Origin of the sequence: Sulfitobacter mediterraneus (assembly GCF_016801775.1) — a bacterium.
GTDB classification, from domain to species: domain Bacteria; phylum Pseudomonadota; class Alphaproteobacteria; order Rhodobacterales; family Rhodobacteraceae; genus Sulfitobacter; species Sulfitobacter mediterraneus_A.
In genome coordinates this window covers 2,188,082-2,206,383 of the sequence record NZ_CP069004.1, presented here as the reverse complement: position 1 = coordinate 2,206,383, position 18,302 = coordinate 2,188,082, and the positions used below count along the sequence as shown (strand labels likewise).

The following is an 18,302-nucleotide window of genomic DNA, read 5'->3' as shown; positions in this document are numbered from 1 at the left end:
AGGCCTGACCCGAACGATCCGTACCGTTTTGACTGAAGAAAACGCCGCCGCCGGATTAGAGCGGCTTGGCTGTCATCCAGACGCCGCCTTCCGGGCGCAGTGTCAGGATCATCACCGGTTCGGGGTCTTTGCCAGCCACAGGCGTGAACTCAAACCGTGACAGCAAGGTCGCCAGAATGATCACTGCCTCCTGCAGGGCAAAGGAGGCTCCGATGCAGATGCGTGGCCCGTCGCCAAAGGGCAGATAGGCATAGCGGTCAATCGCCTTGCGGTCGGCAAATCTTTCTGGGCGGAAACTGTCCGGATCGTCCCACAGCATCTGGTGCCGCCCAAGCGCATAGATCGGGATCATCACCGTATCGCCTGGTTTGATCTCGCGGTCGCAGAGGGTATCGGCCTTTTGGGCGGTGCGCGAAATGATCCCGGCGGCGGGGTACATGCGCAGGGCTTCGTCAATGATCATGCGGATGAACGGCAATTTCTCCACATCATCGCCGGTGCAGGCGCGGCCGTTCAAAACACTTTGTGCCTCGGCGCTTGCGCGGTCTTGCACCTCTTGGTCAAACCCAACCAGATACATCGCCCAAGCCAGGGTCAGGGCAGTGGTTTCATGCCCCGCCACAATAAAGGTTAGCAGGTTGTCGCGCAGTTCGCTGGTGGACATCTGGCGCTTTGTCTCAGGGTCGATCCCGTCAAGCAGCAGGTCGAGCAAATCCGGTGTGCCGTCATGGCCGCGATGTGCCCGCTCTACGATGGCATGGTCTGCCAGGGCTTTCATTTCCTTGAGCGCCTTGCCCGACATCACCCTGCCGGGGCGCGGGATCCAGTCTGGCAGGCCGAGTATATCAAACAGGCTGATCTTGCCCGCCTCGGCGATGTAATCGTCAATCGCGCCATGCACCTTGTCGCGGTCAAAGGTATCGCCCCCCGAAAAGGTCACATCGCCAATGACGTCAAATGTCGTTGTAACCATCTCGTCCAGCATATTGATCGCCCGTGGCCCTGCGGCGGTGATCCGATCTGCCGCACGTTCTGCAGCGGCTGTCATAATCGGCGAGAGGTTCATCACGTTGCGGTGCGAAAACACCGGTGCGGCGGCCCGTCTTTGCCAGCGCCAGTGCGCCCCTTCAGCAATAAACAGCGATTCGCCAATGGCCGGTTTCAGCAGGTTTTTGGTGACCACGGACTTTGGATAATCCTCCAGCCGGTCCAGCAGGATTTGCCGGATCGCGCCGGGGTCCATGACCATATGCCAGCGCTTGCCGGTTTTGCCAGAGACCATTGGCTGTGTCATGGCGATAGCGGGGATAATGCTCAGCACATTACGCCGCGCCATTTGCAGGCTTTCGAGAATGCTTTTGGGTTCTGTGACAAGGGGCACGCGTACGGGCAGGGGGCTGGCGGCGGTCATCTTGCGGTCCTCCGAATGGTCCTGTCTTCTAGATAGGGTTGAACTGCAGTTTGGCCAAGGCGGCAAATGATTGCACCTTGCGGGGGCTTGAGGTATCGAAATGCGGTCTCCTCCGCCTTGAAAGGGCTATGTTATGATGCGTGTTGTTTTGGTTGTGATGTCCCTTTTCATGCTGGTTGCCTGCAACGGTGCGGCTGATCTGAACAAGGCGGCGGTGCCGCTGGGGGATTTCAAACTGCAGCATAACATCGCTGTGGCGCCCAAGGTTGTGAAAGGCCCGCTCAGCCGTGAGGCCAGCAAAGAAGAGCTGACCAAAGCGTTGACTGATGCCACCGCCGAACGGTTCGGTCGTTACAACGGCACGCGCAACTATCATTTCGGGATGAGCATCGAAGGCTATGTGCTGGCCCAGCCCGGGGTGCCGGTGCTGTTTGCGCCGAAATCGATTCTCGTGATCAATCTGACGGTCTGGGACGATGCCAAGAATCTCAAGCTGACGCCCAAGCCGCACCAGATCACCGTCTTCGAATCTCTGGATCAAGGGCCAGTGGTGGGGTCGGGCTATACCAAAAGCGCCGAAGAGCAGCTCAAGAACCTGTCGCAGAATGCCGCAAAAGCCATTGAAAGCTATCTGGTCAAGCAAAACGCTGAAAACGGCTGGTTCAACGGGGACGCAGAAGGCGCAGTTACGGCAGAATAATTGCGGTTCCACGTGATCGCGCGAACTCCTGCTTGATTTTAGCCTCCAGACCCAATACATCGCCCGCCATATGAGGATCGGGTCCGATGGGCTCTTCAATTACAAAAGGGTGCTTGCAGCATGGCAAAGGAAAAGTTTGAACGTAATAAGCCGCACGTCAACATTGGCACGATTGGCCACGTTGACCACGGTAAAACGACGCTGACAGCGGCGATCACCAAGTATTTTGGTGACTTCAAGGCGTATGATCAGATTGACGGCGCGCCCGAAGAGAAGGCCCGCGGGATCACGATCTCAACCGCACACGTTGAGTATGAAACCGAAGCGCGTCACTACGCGCACGTCGACTGCCCCGGCCACGCTGACTACGTCAAGAACATGATCACCGGTGCGGCGCAGATGGACGGCGCGATCCTGGTTGTGAACGCCGCTGATGGCCCGATGCCACAGACGCGTGAGCACATCCTGCTGGGCCGCCAGGTTGGCATCCCTTACATGGTTGTCTTCATGAACAAGGTTGACCAGGTCGACGACGAAGAGCTGCTGGAACTGGTGGAAATGGAAATCCGCGAGCTGCTGTCCTCTTACGAGTACCCAGGCGACGATATTCCGATCATTGCAGGTTCCGCTCTGGCGGCGATGGAAGGCAACAAGCCAGAAATCGGCGAAGAGAAAATCAAAGAACTGATGGCGGCTGTGGACGAGTATATCCCAACGCCAGCACGTGCTGTTGACCAGCCGTTCCTGATGCCTGTGGAAGACGTGTTCTCGATTTCCGGCCGTGGTACAGTTGTGACCGGCCGTGTTGAGCGCGGTGTGATCAACGTGGGCGACGAGATCGAAATCGTTGGTATCCGCGACACCAAGAAAACCACCTGCACAGGCGTTGAAATGTTCCGCAAGCTGCTGGACAGCGGCGAAGCGGGCGACAACATCGGCGCATTGCTGCGCGGTGTGGACCGTGACGGTGTTGAGCGTGGCCAGGTTCTGTGTAAGCCCGGTTCCGTGACCCCGCACACCAAGTTCGAAGCCGAAGCCTATATCCTGACCAAGGAAGAAGGTGGCCGTCACACGCCATTCTTTGCGAACTACCGTCCACAGTTCTACTTCCGGACCACAGATGTGACCGGCACTGTTCAGCTGCCTGAGGGTACTGAAATGGTTATGCCAGGCGACAACCTGAAGTTCGACGTTGAGCTGATCGCGCCTATCGCGATGGAGCAGGGCCTGCGTTTCGCGATCCGCGAAGGTGGCCGTACGGTCGGCGCGGGCGTTGTGTCCAAGATCACTGAGTAACAACGCATTAGCGTTGTTACCGGTGCGACGCCTTGTGGCAGTGTCTTTTCCCCTTGAGGAAAAGAACACGAGAGCAAGACGAAGGCACACAGGTGCTGAAACAACAAAGGCCGCTCCTCACCGGGGCGGCCTTTTTCTTTGGGTGGTGCTGTGCCGGGGGTGAACCCCGGTCTGCGGTGACCAACATGCGCGCCGCCCACCAACCGGTGTTTTCAAAAACACCGGAGCGCATTCTCTCATAAACGCGGAGCGCGGGGAATTACTGCGCGGCAGTTTGGCTTTCGGTCTCACCCATGAACCATTGTTGGTGCATGGTCCATTCCTTGCGCATTTGTTTGAGGTCGATCCCGAACCGCCGATCCATATAGCGCCCAAGGTTTTGCGGATTGAATTTGAACGACTTCGTGCGCCGCCCGAAATTGCTCAATTCGCTGTCATTGTCATGATGTGATCCGCGAATGAACATCGGGGTCTCTTTCCATGTCAACGTGGGCATGTCGTGCCAGACCCGCATATGCGGAAACTCGAACAGTGACTTTGCCGTTTCCATGTCTTGAAAGATCATCATGCCGGGGGCCCAAAACCGCGAGGAGACGGAACGGATGTTCAGGCCGCTGTCGTCTGTCGACATGATGAAACCGCGCGTGTAGTCCAGCGCTGCAATGCCGTCTGCAGCAAAGAAAGGCCGCAGGTCCGAAAATATCTCCCGCGATTTGGCGACAAACTCCACGGCAACGGCATCGTCATCATCCAACCGATATTGCGCTATCACATCGCATTGATCGTCTTTGTATCGCGGGATCACCTCTGACAGCATGTCGCGTATGTCGTTGCCTTCGGGTTCGACCACGGCTTCAAGCTGCGGCAGGCTATCGACAAGGTCCAGAACGCGGGACCGCCACGGATCAGGAAGCTGATCCCCAATGACAACCAGGTGCAGAAAGTCAGGGTCGGTTTGATGGGCCAGGCAGGGGATCAGAAGTTGTTCAAGCAAGAACAACCGATGATCCAGCCGATGGGGGGCATAAAGTTGCGTGCGCAGGTGGTCCAAATCATCGGCAGACCGGCGAAACCCTCGAGATTGGCCGGGATAAGACCACCGAGTGACGCCAAGCGTTTGAATTTTTGGATCTGTCATCCAACTGGCCCTTGCGATCTCATGCACTGTTGCACTCTATGGTTGATGTTTCCACAGATTGCGCATCTTTAGCGTATCACCGCCCATGCAGGTCCGCCAGCGCTGATCCAAAAGTTCTCGGACCGCTTGGCCATCGCATTTCGAATTGTCCGCTGGCCAATTGCGCGGCTATGGCTTTACTTGTCATTCAAGACAGAACCGGCACCAAAGGCCGGTCAAACGTCAGCGCACAGGGGTACATGATGCATATTGATCCATTCGGCGTAGAGATTTGGATGAACGAGTGGGAGTTCAAATGCGAACTGAACCTGGCTGAAACCTGTGTGGAAAGTCTGACAATCGAACAGTTGCTGGCTTTGTCCGGCAAGAACACGGCAGATCTGTCCGAGCTGCTTGGCCTCAAAATGACCTATGGCGAAATTCGTGGATCATCGCGGCTGATCCATGCGATTTGTGCTCTTTATCGCAAACAACAGACCGAAAACGTGATCGTGACCCATGGCACCATCGGGGCAAATATGCTGGTCCATAAGGCGATGATCAGCAGGGGCGACCGGGTTGTCGCTGTGGTGCCAACCTATCAACAGCATTATTCGATTCCTGCGAGCATAGGTGCAGATGTTCAACAGCTGAAGTTGCGTGAAGAGGATGGTTGGCTGCCGGATCTGAAAGCGCTCCGCCGTCTCGTCACACCGCAAACCCGGCTAATTGCCATCAACAATCCCAATAATCCAACCGGTGCTTTGATGGATCGCGCAATGCTGGAAGAGATCGCGCAAATCGCGCGGCAGGCCGATGCCTGGTTGCTGTGCGATGAGGTCTATCGCGGGACAGATCAAGAGGGCGGCGGCATGACGGATGCGGTTGCGGACATTTATGAAAAGGGCATCTCCACGGCGGGCATGTCCAAGGCGTTTTCCTTGGCCGGATTGCGTCTGGGATGGATCGCCGGACCAAGCGAGGTGATCGAAGCAGTGTCGATCCACCGCGACTACGACACGATCTCGGTGGGCAAGATTGACGACCATTTTGCGGCCTTGGCCTTGGAAAACAGCGATCGCATCTTGGCCCGCAGCAAGCAGATCACGCGGGACAATCTGGCCATCCTTGAGGCTTGGGTCGAAGGCGAGCCCAAGATCGCATGGGTTAGGCCAAAATCGGCCACCGTGACCCTGCTGCGCTATGATGTGGATATGCCGTCAGAGGCGTTTTGCATTCAGTTGCTGAAAGAAACAGGTGTGCTGTTGACCCCGGGGGCCGCTTTCGGGATGGAAGGTTATCTGCGGATCGGATTTGCCAATCCGCAGGCTGACCTTCGCTCAGGGCTGGCAAAAATCTCGGAATTTCTTGCGCGGCTTTAAGGGCTATTGCGCTTGGATCGCACCAATGGATAAAATGCGTGAAAGTGATGGAGGGTGACATGAACAAGACCGGGATCTGAGCATTAATCATACTCGATCAAAGGATTTGTCATGCCTGACCAAGACGACCTGCGCCCCTTTCCGGCGCCTGATACCTCTCATCCCGTTAGATTGCCCGATGGCAGCCCTCATGCGGGCACCGTATTTCTGAGTGCTGCGGTGGATCACGCTCGATTTGTGGTGGGGGATTACACTTACGCCAGTGCCTTTGACCCGCCAGAGGATTGGGCGGCGCGGCTGGCCCCTTATTTGTTCGACTTCAGCCCCGAGCAGCTTCACATCGGCAAGTTCTGTCAGATCGCGGACGGGGTCGTATTCATTACATCGTCGGCCAATCATCGCTATGACGGGATCTCAAGCTATCCTTTCGCGATATTCGGCGGTGGTCCGATTGAAGACCGGCCCTCGATGCCGGGACCGGGCGCGGACACATGCATTGGCAACGACGTTTGGATCGGTCAAGGCGCGCGCATATTGCCCGGCGCGAATATTGGTGATGGTGTGATTGTCGGTGCAGGGGCCGTGGTTGCCGGAAGGGTCCCAGCCTATTCCATCATTGGCGGCAACCCGGCGCGGGTTTTGCGCCAGCGTTTTTCGCAGGCAGATGCCGGGCGATTGCAACGGATCGCATGGTGGGATTGGCCCATTGATCTGATCCTCGCCCATGAGAGCCTGATCATGGCAGGGAATGTTGATGCGCTTGAGTTGGTTGCGCCTGACTGATTACGTCCGGTTCAGGCGGCCAATGCCCTTGGCCGCCAAAGCGGTGATGAACACCAAGACCGCGACGGTTGTCAGGCCCGCCTTGCTGACCGAGGCGGCGGCGGAGGTATGGATCAGGGGATCAGGCAGTGCAGGCCACAGCATGATCATCGACGCGATGCCGAGATTTTCAAGATAATCGGCAAGGGCGGCCAACCACGGCAGGATGGGCGCCACTCGTGTGATCCGGGATGGTGCCGTCCAGCCAAGCGCCCACCGGATCGCGGCAGACAGGCAAAGGCCAAAGAGCGTCGGATACAGCAGATCAAGGGGCAACTGCCGGGTGAGGTAATAGTGCTGGCCATCCGCGCCCAATGCTTCAAGCAAGTTACGAGCCTGCACGGGACCGTATCCAGTTGGGCGCAGATCGAAAGGCACCAGCCCTGCAATCTGATGCAGATGCGCAAGGGTGATTTGGGTCATGATCAGATAGACGGCTAGGGCAGCCAATCCGAAACGCAAGGCGCGGCGGCCTTCTTGCTGTGGGGAAAAGGGTTGCGTCATTTGCTATGCTCCTATGAATGGGTGATCCTTAGGGCGCTGGCGGTTGGCCTGCGTTAACATTTGATAATGGCCGCGACGAATGGACCTTCTTTCTTTTCTGACACAGGGCAACAACCCGATGGCCCGTGCGGCGGCAGCAGGATTTGCCGCCGATTGGAAGGTGGGCCGGGTAATGGCCGGAGCGCTGCTCTGCCGTCAGGGAGAGCCGGACAGGGGCGAATATCTGTTGCTGAACGGCAAAGCCACCCTGACGATTGGCGATACGGAGGGTGGGCTTGTCTGTGTCGGGCTTTTTGACAGCCCATGCGTGATCACGCCCAATCTGGCGCGGACCCGCGACGGCGATGCCTTCGCCACGCTGGAGATCATCGAAGAGGCGCTGATCGCACAGATGGACACTGAGGCCCTGACCGAGCGGATGCTGAGCAACGAAGAGATTCGCAATTGGGCCAATGCGGTGCTGCGACAGGAGATTCAGCGGAAGGCAGATCGCGAATGGGCGCTGGCTTCACTGGGCGGTGCGGGCCGTCTTGCGTGGTTTCGGACAAATTACCCGGAGTACGAAAACAGCTTTGCGCACGGGCTGATTGCGTCGTTTCTGGGTATGACGCCCGTCAGCCTGAGCCGATTGCGCAAGGAAACGCGATCCGGGGGCGATTAGGCTCTTGATCCTAGGCGCGTTTCCGACTACCCAACCCCCGGCGTAGGGGTTTAGCTCAGTTGGTAGAGCATCGGTCTCCAAAACCGAGGGTCGTGGGTTCGAGTCCCTCAGCCCCTGCCACGCCACTTCCATCTTTGCAGTTTACGATAATGCACCGGTTTCAACCTTTGTGCGGTCGCCATTATTTCACCATTTTTCGGCCCATTCCCTGTCCGAATGCACCGGTATCTTGATGTCGCTTGGGCGAGTGAGATGAAGATGAAACCTGAACCGAATACCACAGAGATACCGCAATCCGATGTCGCGATGACAGACGATCTAGACCCGCAATCCCTGGCGGCGATCAAGGCGTTGCTGGTCGAAGAAGCGCCGGAGGATGCGGCCGTGAACGCGGTGGCGGCGGAAGCTGCTTATCGCGAGGCACCACAACCGGAGCCAGAGCCAGAGCGCCGGGCGGCGCAGGCCTTTCCAGATCTGGCAGAAGCCGCCCCGGCGCAGCCTCCCAGGAAATCGAGGTTCAAGCGGAGCAAGCCGGCACCCAGGGCAGCGAAACAACAAAGCGCCGGATCTGGCTGGATCGGTGCGGTCAAGGCGCGGATCACCGGCTATCGGCCAACCCCGAGGCACATCCTGTTGGCCAGTGCGGCCCTGCTGATCGTGTTCCGGCCTTGGCTCGTTGTTGGTTTGCTGGTCTTGGGTTTGTTGCTTTTGGGTCTGGTCTTTCTGGTGCTCGGTTATGACGGCTTCTGGCTCAGGGCGATGGGCGCGGCGCGGTGGTATGCCAGCCGCCACCCGGATCGTGCTGAAGAACTGAACCGGAAATTCGACACTTTCGCGATGAAATGGGATGCGTTTCTTGACCGTTTTCCCGAAGGCACGGTGGACGGTCTTTACCTGCCGGATCTGGGCGATATGGCCCAGCGAGATGCCCGCCATGCAGAGGCGCTGGACCGCCGGATGCAGGACTTGCGCGAAAACGAAGTCTGATCATTGCGCAGGCGCGGTGCAGCGCAGGCTTGAAACCGCGTGAAACTGCCGTTAGATGCAGCAGGCAGACAATCAAGGATACCCGTCATGGCAACCACCAACCCTCTTCAGTTTATCCAGCAGGTGCGTGCTGAAGTTGCCAAGGTCGTTTGGCCAACCCGCCGCGAGGTGATGTTGACCACAGTGATGGTGTTTATCCTTGCGGCGCTGACGGCGGTGTTCTTTGCCATCGTCGATATCATCATCCGGAGCGGCCTTCAGGGCGTTCTTGGGATGTTTGGTTAAGCAGCACAGGTCAGCCAAAAATCGCTTTGCAGACTTGAATCATCGGGGTGCGCGGGCTATTGCGCAGACCTGACCAGAGAATAGGGCGTGCGGCGATTCGAGTTGCGCGCCGATTTTTTGTTCACAAGCGCCGGGTATTGGCCCGACATGATTTACGGTTAAGATGCCCCGATTGATGGGTTGCATCGCAAGACAGGGACCAGAGTTCAGATGGCAAAACGGTGGTATTCGGTCAGTGTTCTTTCGAATTTCGAAAAGAAAATCGCAGAACAGATCCGCACAACTGCTGAGGAGCAGGGTCTGAGCGAGCAGATCGACGAAGTTTTGGTTCCGACCGAAGAAGTGATCGAAGTGCGCCGCGGCAAGAAGGTCACGACCGAGCGTCGCTTTATGCCCGGTTATGTTCTGGTTCACATGGAAATGTCCGACCAGGGCTATCACCTGATCAACTCCATCAACCGCGTCACTGGTTTTCTGGGTCCGCAGGGCCGCCCGATGCCAATGCGCGATGCCGAAGTGCAGGCCATCCTGGGCCGCGTTCAAGAAGGCGAAGAAGCGCCACGTACGCTTATTCACTTTGAGATCGGTGAGAAGGTCAAAGTGGCAGATGGTCCGTTTGAAGACTTCGACGGCATGATCGAAGAAGTTGACGACGACAACCAGCGTTTGAAAGTGTCCGTGTCTATCTTTGGTCGCGAAACACCGGTTGAGCTGGAATATACTCAGGTGATCAAGCAGACCTGATTTTAGGCGGGGTTTTCCCCGCCTTTTTTACGCGGTGGCGGGGTGAACCCCGCCTTACGCTAACGCCCGGTGCAGTGACGCTGATTGGTTCGGGGCGGGTAAATCCTCCACCCTCGGTGTCTCCTCAACCAAACCCTTGCAATATGCCCCACACCGCTATATCCCGCGCAAGTCGCCCGCAATGGCGACTCGGTTTGTGGGAGGCGAGGGCACCGCGGTGACCAGACCGGACCACGCAACATACATCCTGAGGGACGCGTCCCAAGGGAGTTGAAAAGGAGAAGGCCAATGGCCAAGAAACTCGTCGGTACGATGAAGTTGCAGATTAAGGCGGGGCAAGCCAACCCGTCCCCGCCCGTAGGTCCAGCATTGGGTCAGCGCGGCATCAACATCATGGAATTCTGTAAAGCGTTCAACGCGAAGACAGCGGACATGGAGCCAGGCGCCCCTTGCCCGACCGTGATCAGCTATTTCCAGGACAAGTCCTTTACCATGGACATCAAGACGCCTCCTGCGTCCTACTACCTGAAAAAAGCGGCCAAGATCAATTCTGGTGCAAAAACCCCGTCCCGTGAAACCGTTGGTTCGGTGACCCCCAAGCAGCTGCGTGAAATCGCCGAAGCGAAAATGGTCGACCTGAGCGCCAATGACGTTGAACAGGCTATGAAGATCATTCTGGGCTCTGCGAAGTCCATGGGCATCGAGGTCAAATAAGATGGCAAAAGTAGGAAAACGCACCCGCGCCGCACGCGAAGCATTCGCCGGCAAAGAAGACCTGACAGTTGAAGAAGCCGTAGCGCTGATCAAAGCCAACTCCAACGTCAAATTCGACGAAACTGTCGAGATTGCAATGAACCTCGGTGTTGACCCACGCCACGCTGACCAGATGGTCCGCGGTGTGGTTGGCCTGCCAAACGGCACCGGCAAAACCATGCGCGTTGCGGTTTTTGCACGCGGTCCAAAAGCAGAAGAAGCGACAGCGGCCGGAGCCGACATCGTGGGCGCCGAGGATCTGATGGAAATCGTACAATCCGGCAAGATCGACTTTGATCGCTGCATCGCGACACCAGACATGATGCCAATCGTTGGCCGTCTGGGCAAAGTGCTTGGCCCACGTAACCTGATGCCGAACCCGAAAGTTGGCACAGTGACCATGGACGTTGCGGACGCTGTAAAAGCGGCCAAAGGTGGCGAAGTTCAGTTCAAAGCGGAAAAAGGTGGCGTAGTGCACGCAGGTGTTGGCAAAGCATCCTTCGGCGAAGAGCAACTGGCTGAAAACATCCGTGCCTTTGTTGGCGCGGTTGCCAAGGCCAAGCCATCGGGGTCCAAGGGGACATACCTGAAAAAGATCAACCTGAGCTCCACAATGGGTCCAGGCGTATCTGTGGCTGTTGAAAACGCCGCTGGCGAATAAGCCGTCCGTCGCGCCACTGTGGCGTGGACGTAACAAGTGATTTGGAAAAGGCGGACCTTCGGGTTCGCCTTTTGCTTTTGCGCCAAGGCTGGCGCAAATTGCCTTCATTAATTGAGCGTTAACTGGGCGGTAAGTTCAGGCGCTTTCCGCTTTGGGCGGGGCGAGGGGCAAAGCAGTGACATCCTTTTTGATGTCGCGATTCCAGTGTCCTTCGCCAAATGAGGGCAGGGTGCAGAATGCAGCACAGAAATTCAGAGGTCCGCCGGGTGGTGGCATGGCCATGCTGACGGTAGGGGCCATTTTGAAAGAACCGCTGGAGACCACGCTTCGGTTTGTGAGCTGGTATCTGGACGCGGGTGCCGATCAGATTGTGTTGTGTTTTGATGATCCGCTTGATCCGGCTATCGAGATCTTGCGTGATCATCCCAAGGTGCGCTGCATCCGCTGTACCCGTAGTTTCTGGATCAACCTTGGATGTCGTCCGCGCACGCGGTTCACGCGCCGTCAGAACCGCGCGATGCAATATGTGTATGACGGGCTGACCGAGGGCTGGTTCCTGAATGTGGACGGGGATGAACTGGCCTACGTGCAGGGGCGCAACCTTCGCAACCTGTTGGCCGCGCAACCCGATGAGGTCCGGTCGGTGACCCTGCGTCCTGCCGAGGCGATCCAATGCCCGCAAACGCCGCATTTGCAGTTCCGGCTTGCGATGTCGGATGAGGCTTGCGGGCGGGTCTATGGCGATCTGGCCCCCTTTATGGTCAAGCGCCGCGGGCTCAGCGGGCACACCATTGGCAAAACGGCAACGCGGGCCGGGCTTGTGGGATTTCAGATGCGTCAGCATTTCATGCAAGGCCCAGATGGGGAGCGTGTGCTGGATCAGGTGCTGGGGCATGGCGAGGGCGCCTATGTGCTGCACTTTTTTGATCAGGGCTATGATATCTGGCGCTCGAAACTAAACTGGCGGCTGAGCTCACGCGGATTTCGCGAGAACTTCAAAGACCATCTGCGTGCCTGCCTGAATGGACCAGACACCGAAGAGCGTTTGCGCGAGATCTATAACAGACTGCATGTGTTTGACGAGGATCGTATGGGTTTGCTAGAGCTATTGCAGTCACGTCTTGAGGTACGTCTGAACATGGCCGGATTGGTGGAAGACTACTTTCCCGGCCGGCTGGTTCGGGCAGCGTGACCCTGCGCAGGCAGAACAATTTTAGGTTGTTGACGTGACGGCATCGGGTTTTTTGTAAAAGCCCCTTCACATTTACCCCAAAACATTCTATTCCGCGCCTCTGTCCATAGGGTTGCATCTGTACCCCTGTGGGCGATTCGTCCGAGACGGTGGGTGTCACGCAACCGCATGACATAATTCCTGCCTGAGACGGGTAACGGCAGATTTTCTTCGGATAGCCACATTTGGCCATCCGCAGCGATGCGCAGGACCCCGTAAGGACCCGATTAGTCGGGACTTTCGTCCCGGCAGAACTGAGCCGGAGGGTCACCCCTCCCTTACTGGAGTGAAACTGTGGATAGAGCACAAAAAGAACAGTTGGTCGAAGAGCTCGGCCAAATCTTTGAAAGCTCTGGCGTCGTTGTGGTAGCCCACTACGTCGGTCTGACAGTTGCTGAAATGCAGGACCTTCGCGCGCGTGCTCGTGCCGCTGGCGGGGCCGTGCGTGTTGCCAAGAACAGGCTCGCCAAAATCGCCCTCGACGGGAAGCCATGCGAAAGCATTTCTTCCTTGCTGACGGGTATGACCGTTCTGACCTATTCTGAGGATCCTGTGGCCGCGGCCAAGGTTGCTCAGGAGTTCGCCAAGGAGAACCAAAAGTTCGTGATCCTTGGTGGCGCAATGGGCGAGAACGCTCTGGACGTCGCCGGTGTTGAAGCCGTGTCCAAAATGCCTTCGCGGGAGGAGCTTATCTCCACCATCGCGGGCATGCTGGGCGCACCTGCTTCCAACATCGCCGGAGCCATTGGCGCACCTGCAAGCAATATCGCATCCATTTTGTCCACGATCGAGGACAAAGCTGCGTAAAGCAAACGTCATATCGACGCGTTGGTTGAAACAACACGTTGGAACACACATATCGTTAACGGAAAGAGCTAAACATGGCTGATCTGAAGAAACTGGCAGAAGAGATCGTTGGTCTGACACTGCTTGAAGCACAAGAACTGAAAACCATCCTCAAGGACGAGTACGGCATCGAGCCCGCAGCAGGCGGCGCAGTGATGATGGCTGGCCCTGCAGACGCCGGTGGCGCCGAGGAAGAGAAAACTGAATTTGACGTCGTTCTGAAGAACGCTGGCGCATCCAAGATCAACGTGATCAAGGAAGTTCGCGGCATCACCGGTCTGGGCCTGAAAGAAGCCAAAGATCTGGTTGAAGCCGGCGGCAAAATCAAAGAAGGCGTCGACAAAGCCGAAGCAGAAGACATCAAAGGCAAGCTGGAAGCAGCTGGCGCCGAAGTCGAGCTGGCCTAAGTCGCGCGAAAAAGGGAACGCGTTGTTTCAAACAATGCGGTCGGAAACTTCTGAAGTTTGCGATGTTCCCGGAGAAAACAATGGCTGGATGGGGAGATTTCCCTGTCCAGCCAAACCTGTCTTGAAGGGTGCTTTTTCCAAAGCATCCCTCTGGAAAGGTCCAAAGGTCGGAAGAGGCGCGGTGGGACGTGTCTCAAGAATTGACCGGTAATTTCCGCTCTTATGGGCGCACACCACGGCCCCGGTGGTTGGTGCGCTCGGCAAGAGACACGAAAGGTGACACGACACATGGCACAAACTTTTCTTGGCCAGAAACGTCTTCGTAAATATTACGGCAAAATCCGCGAAGTGCTGGAGATGCCAAATCTGATCGAGGTGCAGAAATCCTCGTATGATCTGTTCCTGAATTCCGGCGATGCCGAGACCCCCACCGATGGTGAGGGTATCATGGGCGTTTTCCAGTCGGTTTTCCCGATCAAGGACTTCAATGAAACCAGCGTCCTTGAATACGTCAAGTACGAGCTGGAAAAACCAAAGTACGACGTAGAAGAGTGCCAGCAGCGCGATATGACCTATTCGGCGCCGCTGAAAGTCACCCTGCGTCTGATCGTGTTTGATATCGATGAAGATACCGGCGCGAAATCCGTCAAGGACATCAAGGAACAAGACGTCTTTATGGGCGACATGCCTTTGATGACACCAAACGGTACGTTCATTGTGAACGGCACCGAGCGTGTGATCGTATCCCAGATGCACCGTTCGCCTGGCGTGTTCTTTGACCACGACAAGGGCAAAACCCACTCGTCCGGTAAACTTCTGTTTGCCTGCCGTATCATCCCATACCGCGGCAGCTGGCTCGACTTTGAATTCGACGCAAAAGATATCGTCTTTGCCCGGATCGACCGTCGCCGCAAACTGCCTGTGACAACCTTGCTTTATGCGCTGGGTCTGGATCAGGAAAGCATCATGGATGCTTACTACGACACGGTGACTTACAAGCTGAAGAAGAACAAAGGCTGGGTTGCGCCGTTCTTCCCTGAGCGTGTGCGGGGCACACGTCCGACTTATGACATCGTTGACGCGAAGACAGGCGAAGTTCTGTTTGAAGCGGGCAAGAAGGTCACGCCACGCGCGGTGAAAAAGCTGATCGACGAAGGCGCGGTCAAAGAGCTGCTTTTGCCGTTTGATCACATCGTTGGCAAATTTGCCGCCAAAGACATCATCAACGAAGAAAACGGCGCTATCTATGTCGAAGCCGGTGATGAACTAACGCTGGAATACGACAAAGACGGAGATCTGATTGGCGGCACAGCCAAAGAACTGATCGACGCGGGCATTACCGAGATCCCACTCTTGGACATCGACAACGTCAATGTCGGCCCCTACATGCGCAACACCATGGCGAACGACAAGAACATGAACCGCGACACCGCGCTCATGGACATTTACCGCGTCATGCGTCCGGGCGAGCCGCCCACCGTCGAAGCGGCATCTGCGCTGTTTGACACGTTGTTCTTCGATTCAGAACGGTATGATCTGTCGGCGGTTGGCCGTGTGAAAATGAACATGCGTCTGGATCTGGATGCAGAAGACACCCAACGCACACTGCGCCGCGAAGATATCGTGGCCTGCATCAAGGCGCTGGTGGATCTGCGCGACGGTCGCGGCGACATCGACGACATCGACCACCTTGGCAACCGCCGTGTGCGTTCTGTCGGTGAATTGATGGAAAACCAGTACCGCGTCGGCCTGCTGCGCATGGAACGTGCGATCAAAGAACGGATGTCCTCCGTCGAGATCGACACCGTGATGCCACAAGACCTGATCAACGCCAAACCGGCCGCGGCTGCGGTGCGTGAATTCTTCGGCTCCTCGCAGCTGTCGCAGTTCATGGACCAAACCAACCCGCTGTCCGAAGTGACGCACAAGCGTCGCCTGTCCGCGCTTGGACCTGGCGGTCTGACGCGCGAGCGTGCCGGCTTTGAAGTGCGTGACGTTCACCCGACCCACTATGGCCGGATGTGTCCGATTGAAACGCCGGAAGGGCCGAACATTGGTCTGATCAACTCGCTGGCGACCTTTGCCCGCGTGAACAAATACGGCTTTATTGAAACGCCATATCGTGTGGTGAAGGATAGCGTTGTGACCGATGAGGTTCACTACATGTCCGCCACCGAAGAGATGCGTCACACCGTGGCGCAGGCGAACGCGAACCTTGATGAAAACATGAAGTTCGTGAACGATCTGGTTTCTACACGTCAGTCCGGCGATTACACGCTGGCGCCATCGGAAAACGTGGATCTGATTGACGTATCGCCCAAGCAGTTGGTGTCGGTTGCGGCTTCTTTGATCCCGTTCCTTGAAAACGATGACGCCAACCGCGCCTTGATGGGTTCGAACATGCAACGTCAGGCTGTGCCGCTGCTGCAAGCAGAAGCGCCACTTGTCGGGACAGGTATCGAAGAGGTTGTGGCACGCGATTCCGGCGCTGCGATCATGGCCAAACGTGGCGGCATCATCGACCAGGTTGATGCACAGCGTATCGTGATCCGGGCCACCGAAGATCTTGAACTGGGCGATGCAGGGGTGGACATCTACCGCATGCGCAAGTTCCAGCGTTCGAACCAGAACACCTGCATCAACCAGCGACCGCTGGTGAAGGTGGGCGATACGGTTCAAAAAGGTCAGGTTGTGGCGGATGGTCCATCCACTGACATGGGTGAGTTGGCCCTTGGTAAGAACGTGGTCGTCGCGTTTATGCCTTGGAACGGCTACAACTACGAAGACTCCATCCTGATCTCCGAGCGGATTTCACGTGATGACGTCTTTACCTCGATCCATATCGAAGAGTTCGAGGTCGCCGCGCGTGACACCAAACTTGGGCCAGAAGAGATCACCCGCGACATTCCGAACGTCGGTGAAGAAGCGCTGCGCAACCTCGACGAGGCGGGCATCGTTTACATCGGCGCGGACGTTGAGCCGGGGGATATCCTGGTGGGCAAGATCACACCGAAGGGCGAAAGCCCGATGACACCGGAAGAAAAGCTTCTGCGTGCTATCTTTGGTGAGAAAGCCTCTGACGTGCGCGATACATCGTTGCGCGTGAAGCCCGGCGATTTCGGTACGGTTGTAGAAGTGCGCGTCTTTAACCGCCATGGTGTGGAAAAAGACGAACGCGCACTGCAGATCGAACGTGAAGAAGTCGAACGTCTGGCCCGTGACCGGGATGACGAATTGGCGATCCTTGACCGCAACATCTATGCCCGTCTCAAGCAGATGATCATGGGTAAGATTGCTGTAAAAGGCCCCAAGGGTGTCAAACCGAACAGCCAGATCACCGAAGAATTGCTGACAGAGCAACTGACCCGTGGTCAGTGGTGGCAGCTTGCGCTTGAGGATGAAGACGACGCCAAAATCGTCGAAGCCCTGAACGAGCAGTACGAGATCCAGAAACGGGCCTTGGATGCACGGTTCGAGGACAAGGTCGAGAAAGTGCGCCGCGGCGACGATCTGCCTCCGGGTGTGATGAAGATGGTCAAAGTCTTTGTCGCGGTGAAGCGCAAGCTTCAGCCAGGCGACAAGATGGCGGGCCGTCACGGGAACAAAGGTGTTATTTCCAAGGTTGTTCCAATGGAAGACATGCCGTTCCTTGCGGATGGTACACCGGTTGATTTCTGTTTGAACCCGCTTGGTGTTCCATCGCGTATGAACGTTGGTCAGATCCTTGAGACCCACATGGGTTGGGCCGCACGCGGTCTGGGTGTGAACGTTGATGAGGCGCTGCAGGAATACAAACGCTCCGGCGATTTGACCCCTGTGCGTGAGGCGATGAGCCTGGCCTATGGCGAGGATGTCTACCAAGAGGGCATCACCGACATGGACGAGGAAACTCTGCTGGAAGCGGCGGGCAATGTCACACGCGGCGTTCCGATTGCGACACCCGTATTTGATGGGGCCAAGGAGCTGGATGTCAACGATGCGCTGATCCGCGCCGGCTTTGACACATCTGGCCAGTCGGTTCTGTTTGATGGCCGCACGGGCGAGCAGTTTGCGCGTCCTGTGACCGTGGGTGTCAAATACCTGCTGAAGCTGCACCACCTTGTGGACGACAAAATCCACGCGCGTTCTACTGGTCCATACTCGCTGGTCACCCAGCAGCCATTGGGCGGTAAAGCGCAATTCGGTGGTCAGCGTTTCGGGGAAATGGAAGTCTGGGCTCTCGAAGCTTATGGCGCGGCCTATACCCTGCAGGAAATGCTCACCGTTAAGTCGGATGACGTGGCAGGCCGGACCAAGGTCTATGAAAGCATCGTCAAGGGCGAGGACAACTTCGAAGCGGGCATCCCAGAGAGCTTTAACGTTCTCGTCAAGGAAGTGCGCGGCCTCGGCCTGAATATGGAACTCCTGGATGCGGAGGAAGATGAGTGAGGGATGGCGCGGGAATTTTGAAAATTCCCGACCGTTTTCTTTGAAAGAAAACGACCCCCAAACATTT

The 18,302-nt window shown here is 56.8% G+C and carries 17 protein-coding genes and 1 tRNA gene; 15 read left to right on the top strand and 3 right to left on the bottom strand.

The window, feature by feature from the left end:
* Positions 1 to 55: 55 nt before the first annotated feature.
* Positions 56 to 1,411, bottom strand: coding sequence for a cytochrome P450 (locus JNX03_RS10850; RefSeq protein ID WP_203209062.1), 1,356 nt, complete (start codon positions 1,409 to 1,411; stop codon positions 56 to 58).
* A 133-nt stretch (positions 1,412 to 1,544) separates the two neighbouring features.
* Between JNX03_RS10850 and JNX03_RS10845 the strand changes: the two genes are divergently transcribed.
* Together JNX03_RS10845 and tuf are read left to right on the top strand one after the other, a co-directional pair.
* Positions 1,545 to 2,111, top strand: coding sequence for a hypothetical protein (locus JNX03_RS10845; RefSeq protein WP_231024230.1), 567 nt, complete (start codon positions 1,545 to 1,547; stop codon positions 2,109 to 2,111).
* A 120-nt stretch (positions 2,112 to 2,231) separates the two neighbouring features.
* Positions 2,232 to 3,407, top strand: a complete 1,176-nt coding sequence (gene tuf / locus JNX03_RS10840; protein ID WP_203209043.1) for an elongation factor Tu — start codon at positions 2,232 to 2,234, stop codon at positions 3,405 to 3,407.
* Between the two features lie 259 nt (positions 3,408 to 3,666).
* Here the strand turns inward: tuf and JNX03_RS10835 are convergent, their stop codons facing one another.
* The gene (locus JNX03_RS10835) at positions 3,667 to 4,545 is read right to left on the bottom strand and encodes a glycosyltransferase (RefSeq protein ID WP_203209061.1); all 879 of its coding nucleotides are present in this window, start codon (positions 4,543 to 4,545) and stop codon (positions 3,667 to 3,669) included.
* 242 nt (positions 4,546 to 4,787) lie between these two features.
* On the opposite strand from JNX03_RS10835, the gene JNX03_RS10830 reads away from it, so the two are divergent.
* Both JNX03_RS10830 and JNX03_RS10825 read left to right on the top strand, forming a co-directional pair.
* Complete coding sequence (locus JNX03_RS10830; RefSeq protein WP_203212220.1) at positions 4,788 to 5,906, top strand: aminotransferase; 1,119 nt, start codon at positions 4,788 to 4,790, stop codon at positions 5,904 to 5,906.
* A gap of 111 nt (positions 5,907 to 6,017) precedes the next feature.
* Positions 6,018 to 6,689 (top strand): CatB-related O-acetyltransferase, encoded by a 672-nt coding sequence (locus JNX03_RS10825; RefSeq protein WP_203209060.1) that lies wholly within the window; start codon positions 6,018 to 6,020, stop codon positions 6,687 to 6,689.
* Here JNX03_RS10825 and JNX03_RS10820 read toward each other — a convergent pair whose 3' ends face one another.
* Positions 6,690 to 7,232, bottom strand: a complete 543-nt coding sequence (locus JNX03_RS10820) for a hypothetical protein (RefSeq protein ID WP_203209059.1) — start codon at positions 7,230 to 7,232, stop codon at positions 6,690 to 6,692.
* Between the two features lie 79 nt (positions 7,233 to 7,311).
* On the opposite strand from JNX03_RS10820, the gene JNX03_RS10815 reads away from it, so the two are divergent.
* The 11 genes from JNX03_RS10815 (at position 7,312) to rpoB (ending at position 18,235) form a co-directional block, all read left to right on the top strand.
* Positions 7,312 to 7,893: a Crp/Fnr family transcriptional regulator gene (locus tag JNX03_RS10815; RefSeq protein WP_203209058.1), complete on the top strand. Its 582-nt coding sequence runs from the start codon at positions 7,312 to 7,314 to the stop codon at positions 7,891 to 7,893.
* A 44-nt stretch (positions 7,894 to 7,937) separates the two neighbouring features.
* Positions 7,938 to 8,013: transfer RNA gene (locus tag JNX03_RS10810), tRNA-Trp, on the top strand.
* Between the two features lie 138 nt (positions 8,014 to 8,151).
* Complete coding sequence (locus JNX03_RS10805) at positions 8,152 to 8,880, top strand: hypothetical protein (protein WP_203240737.1); 729 nt, start codon at positions 8,152 to 8,154, stop codon at positions 8,878 to 8,880.
* A gap of 87 nt (positions 8,881 to 8,967) precedes the next feature.
* Complete coding sequence (secE, locus tag JNX03_RS10800) at positions 8,968 to 9,165, top strand: preprotein translocase subunit SecE (protein ID WP_025048120.1); 198 nt, start codon at positions 8,968 to 8,970, stop codon at positions 9,163 to 9,165.
* 210 nt (positions 9,166 to 9,375) lie between these two features.
* The gene (gene nusG, locus JNX03_RS10795) at positions 9,376 to 9,909 is read left to right on the top strand and encodes a transcription termination/antitermination protein NusG (RefSeq protein WP_025048119.1); all 534 of its coding nucleotides are present in this window, start codon (positions 9,376 to 9,378) and stop codon (positions 9,907 to 9,909) included.
* A gap of 288 nt (positions 9,910 to 10,197) precedes the next feature.
* On the top strand, positions 10,198 to 10,623 hold the full coding sequence (gene rplK / locus JNX03_RS10790) for a 50S ribosomal protein L11 (RefSeq protein WP_203209056.1): 426 nt from the start codon (positions 10,198 to 10,200) through the stop codon (positions 10,621 to 10,623).
* A 1-nt stretch (position 10,624) separates the two neighbouring features.
* The gene (rplA, locus tag JNX03_RS10785) at positions 10,625 to 11,323 is read left to right on the top strand and encodes a 50S ribosomal protein L1 (RefSeq protein ID WP_203209055.1); all 699 of its coding nucleotides are present in this window, start codon (positions 10,625 to 10,627) and stop codon (positions 11,321 to 11,323) included.
* 274 nt (positions 11,324 to 11,597) lie between these two features.
* Positions 11,598 to 12,515, top strand: a complete 918-nt coding sequence (locus JNX03_RS10780; protein WP_203209054.1) for a glycosyltransferase family 2 protein — start codon at positions 11,598 to 11,600, stop codon at positions 12,513 to 12,515.
* Between the two features lie 333 nt (positions 12,516 to 12,848).
* Positions 12,849 to 13,361 carry a 50S ribosomal protein L10 gene (gene rplJ / locus JNX03_RS10775; protein WP_203209053.1) on the top strand — a complete coding sequence of 171 codons (513 nt, stop codon included), beginning with the start codon at positions 12,849 to 12,851 and terminating at the stop codon, positions 13,359 to 13,361.
* Positions 13,362 to 13,435: 74 nt separating this feature from the next.
* On the top strand, positions 13,436 to 13,807 hold the full coding sequence (gene rplL / locus JNX03_RS10770) for a 50S ribosomal protein L7/L12 (protein WP_203209052.1): 372 nt from the start codon (positions 13,436 to 13,438) through the stop codon (positions 13,805 to 13,807).
* Positions 13,808 to 14,095: 288 nt separating this feature from the next.
* Positions 14,096 to 18,235, top strand: coding sequence for a DNA-directed RNA polymerase subunit beta (gene rpoB / locus JNX03_RS10765; protein ID WP_203209051.1), 4,140 nt, complete (start codon positions 14,096 to 14,098; stop codon positions 18,233 to 18,235).
* The last annotated feature ends 67 nt before the right edge of the window (positions 18,236 to 18,302 follow it).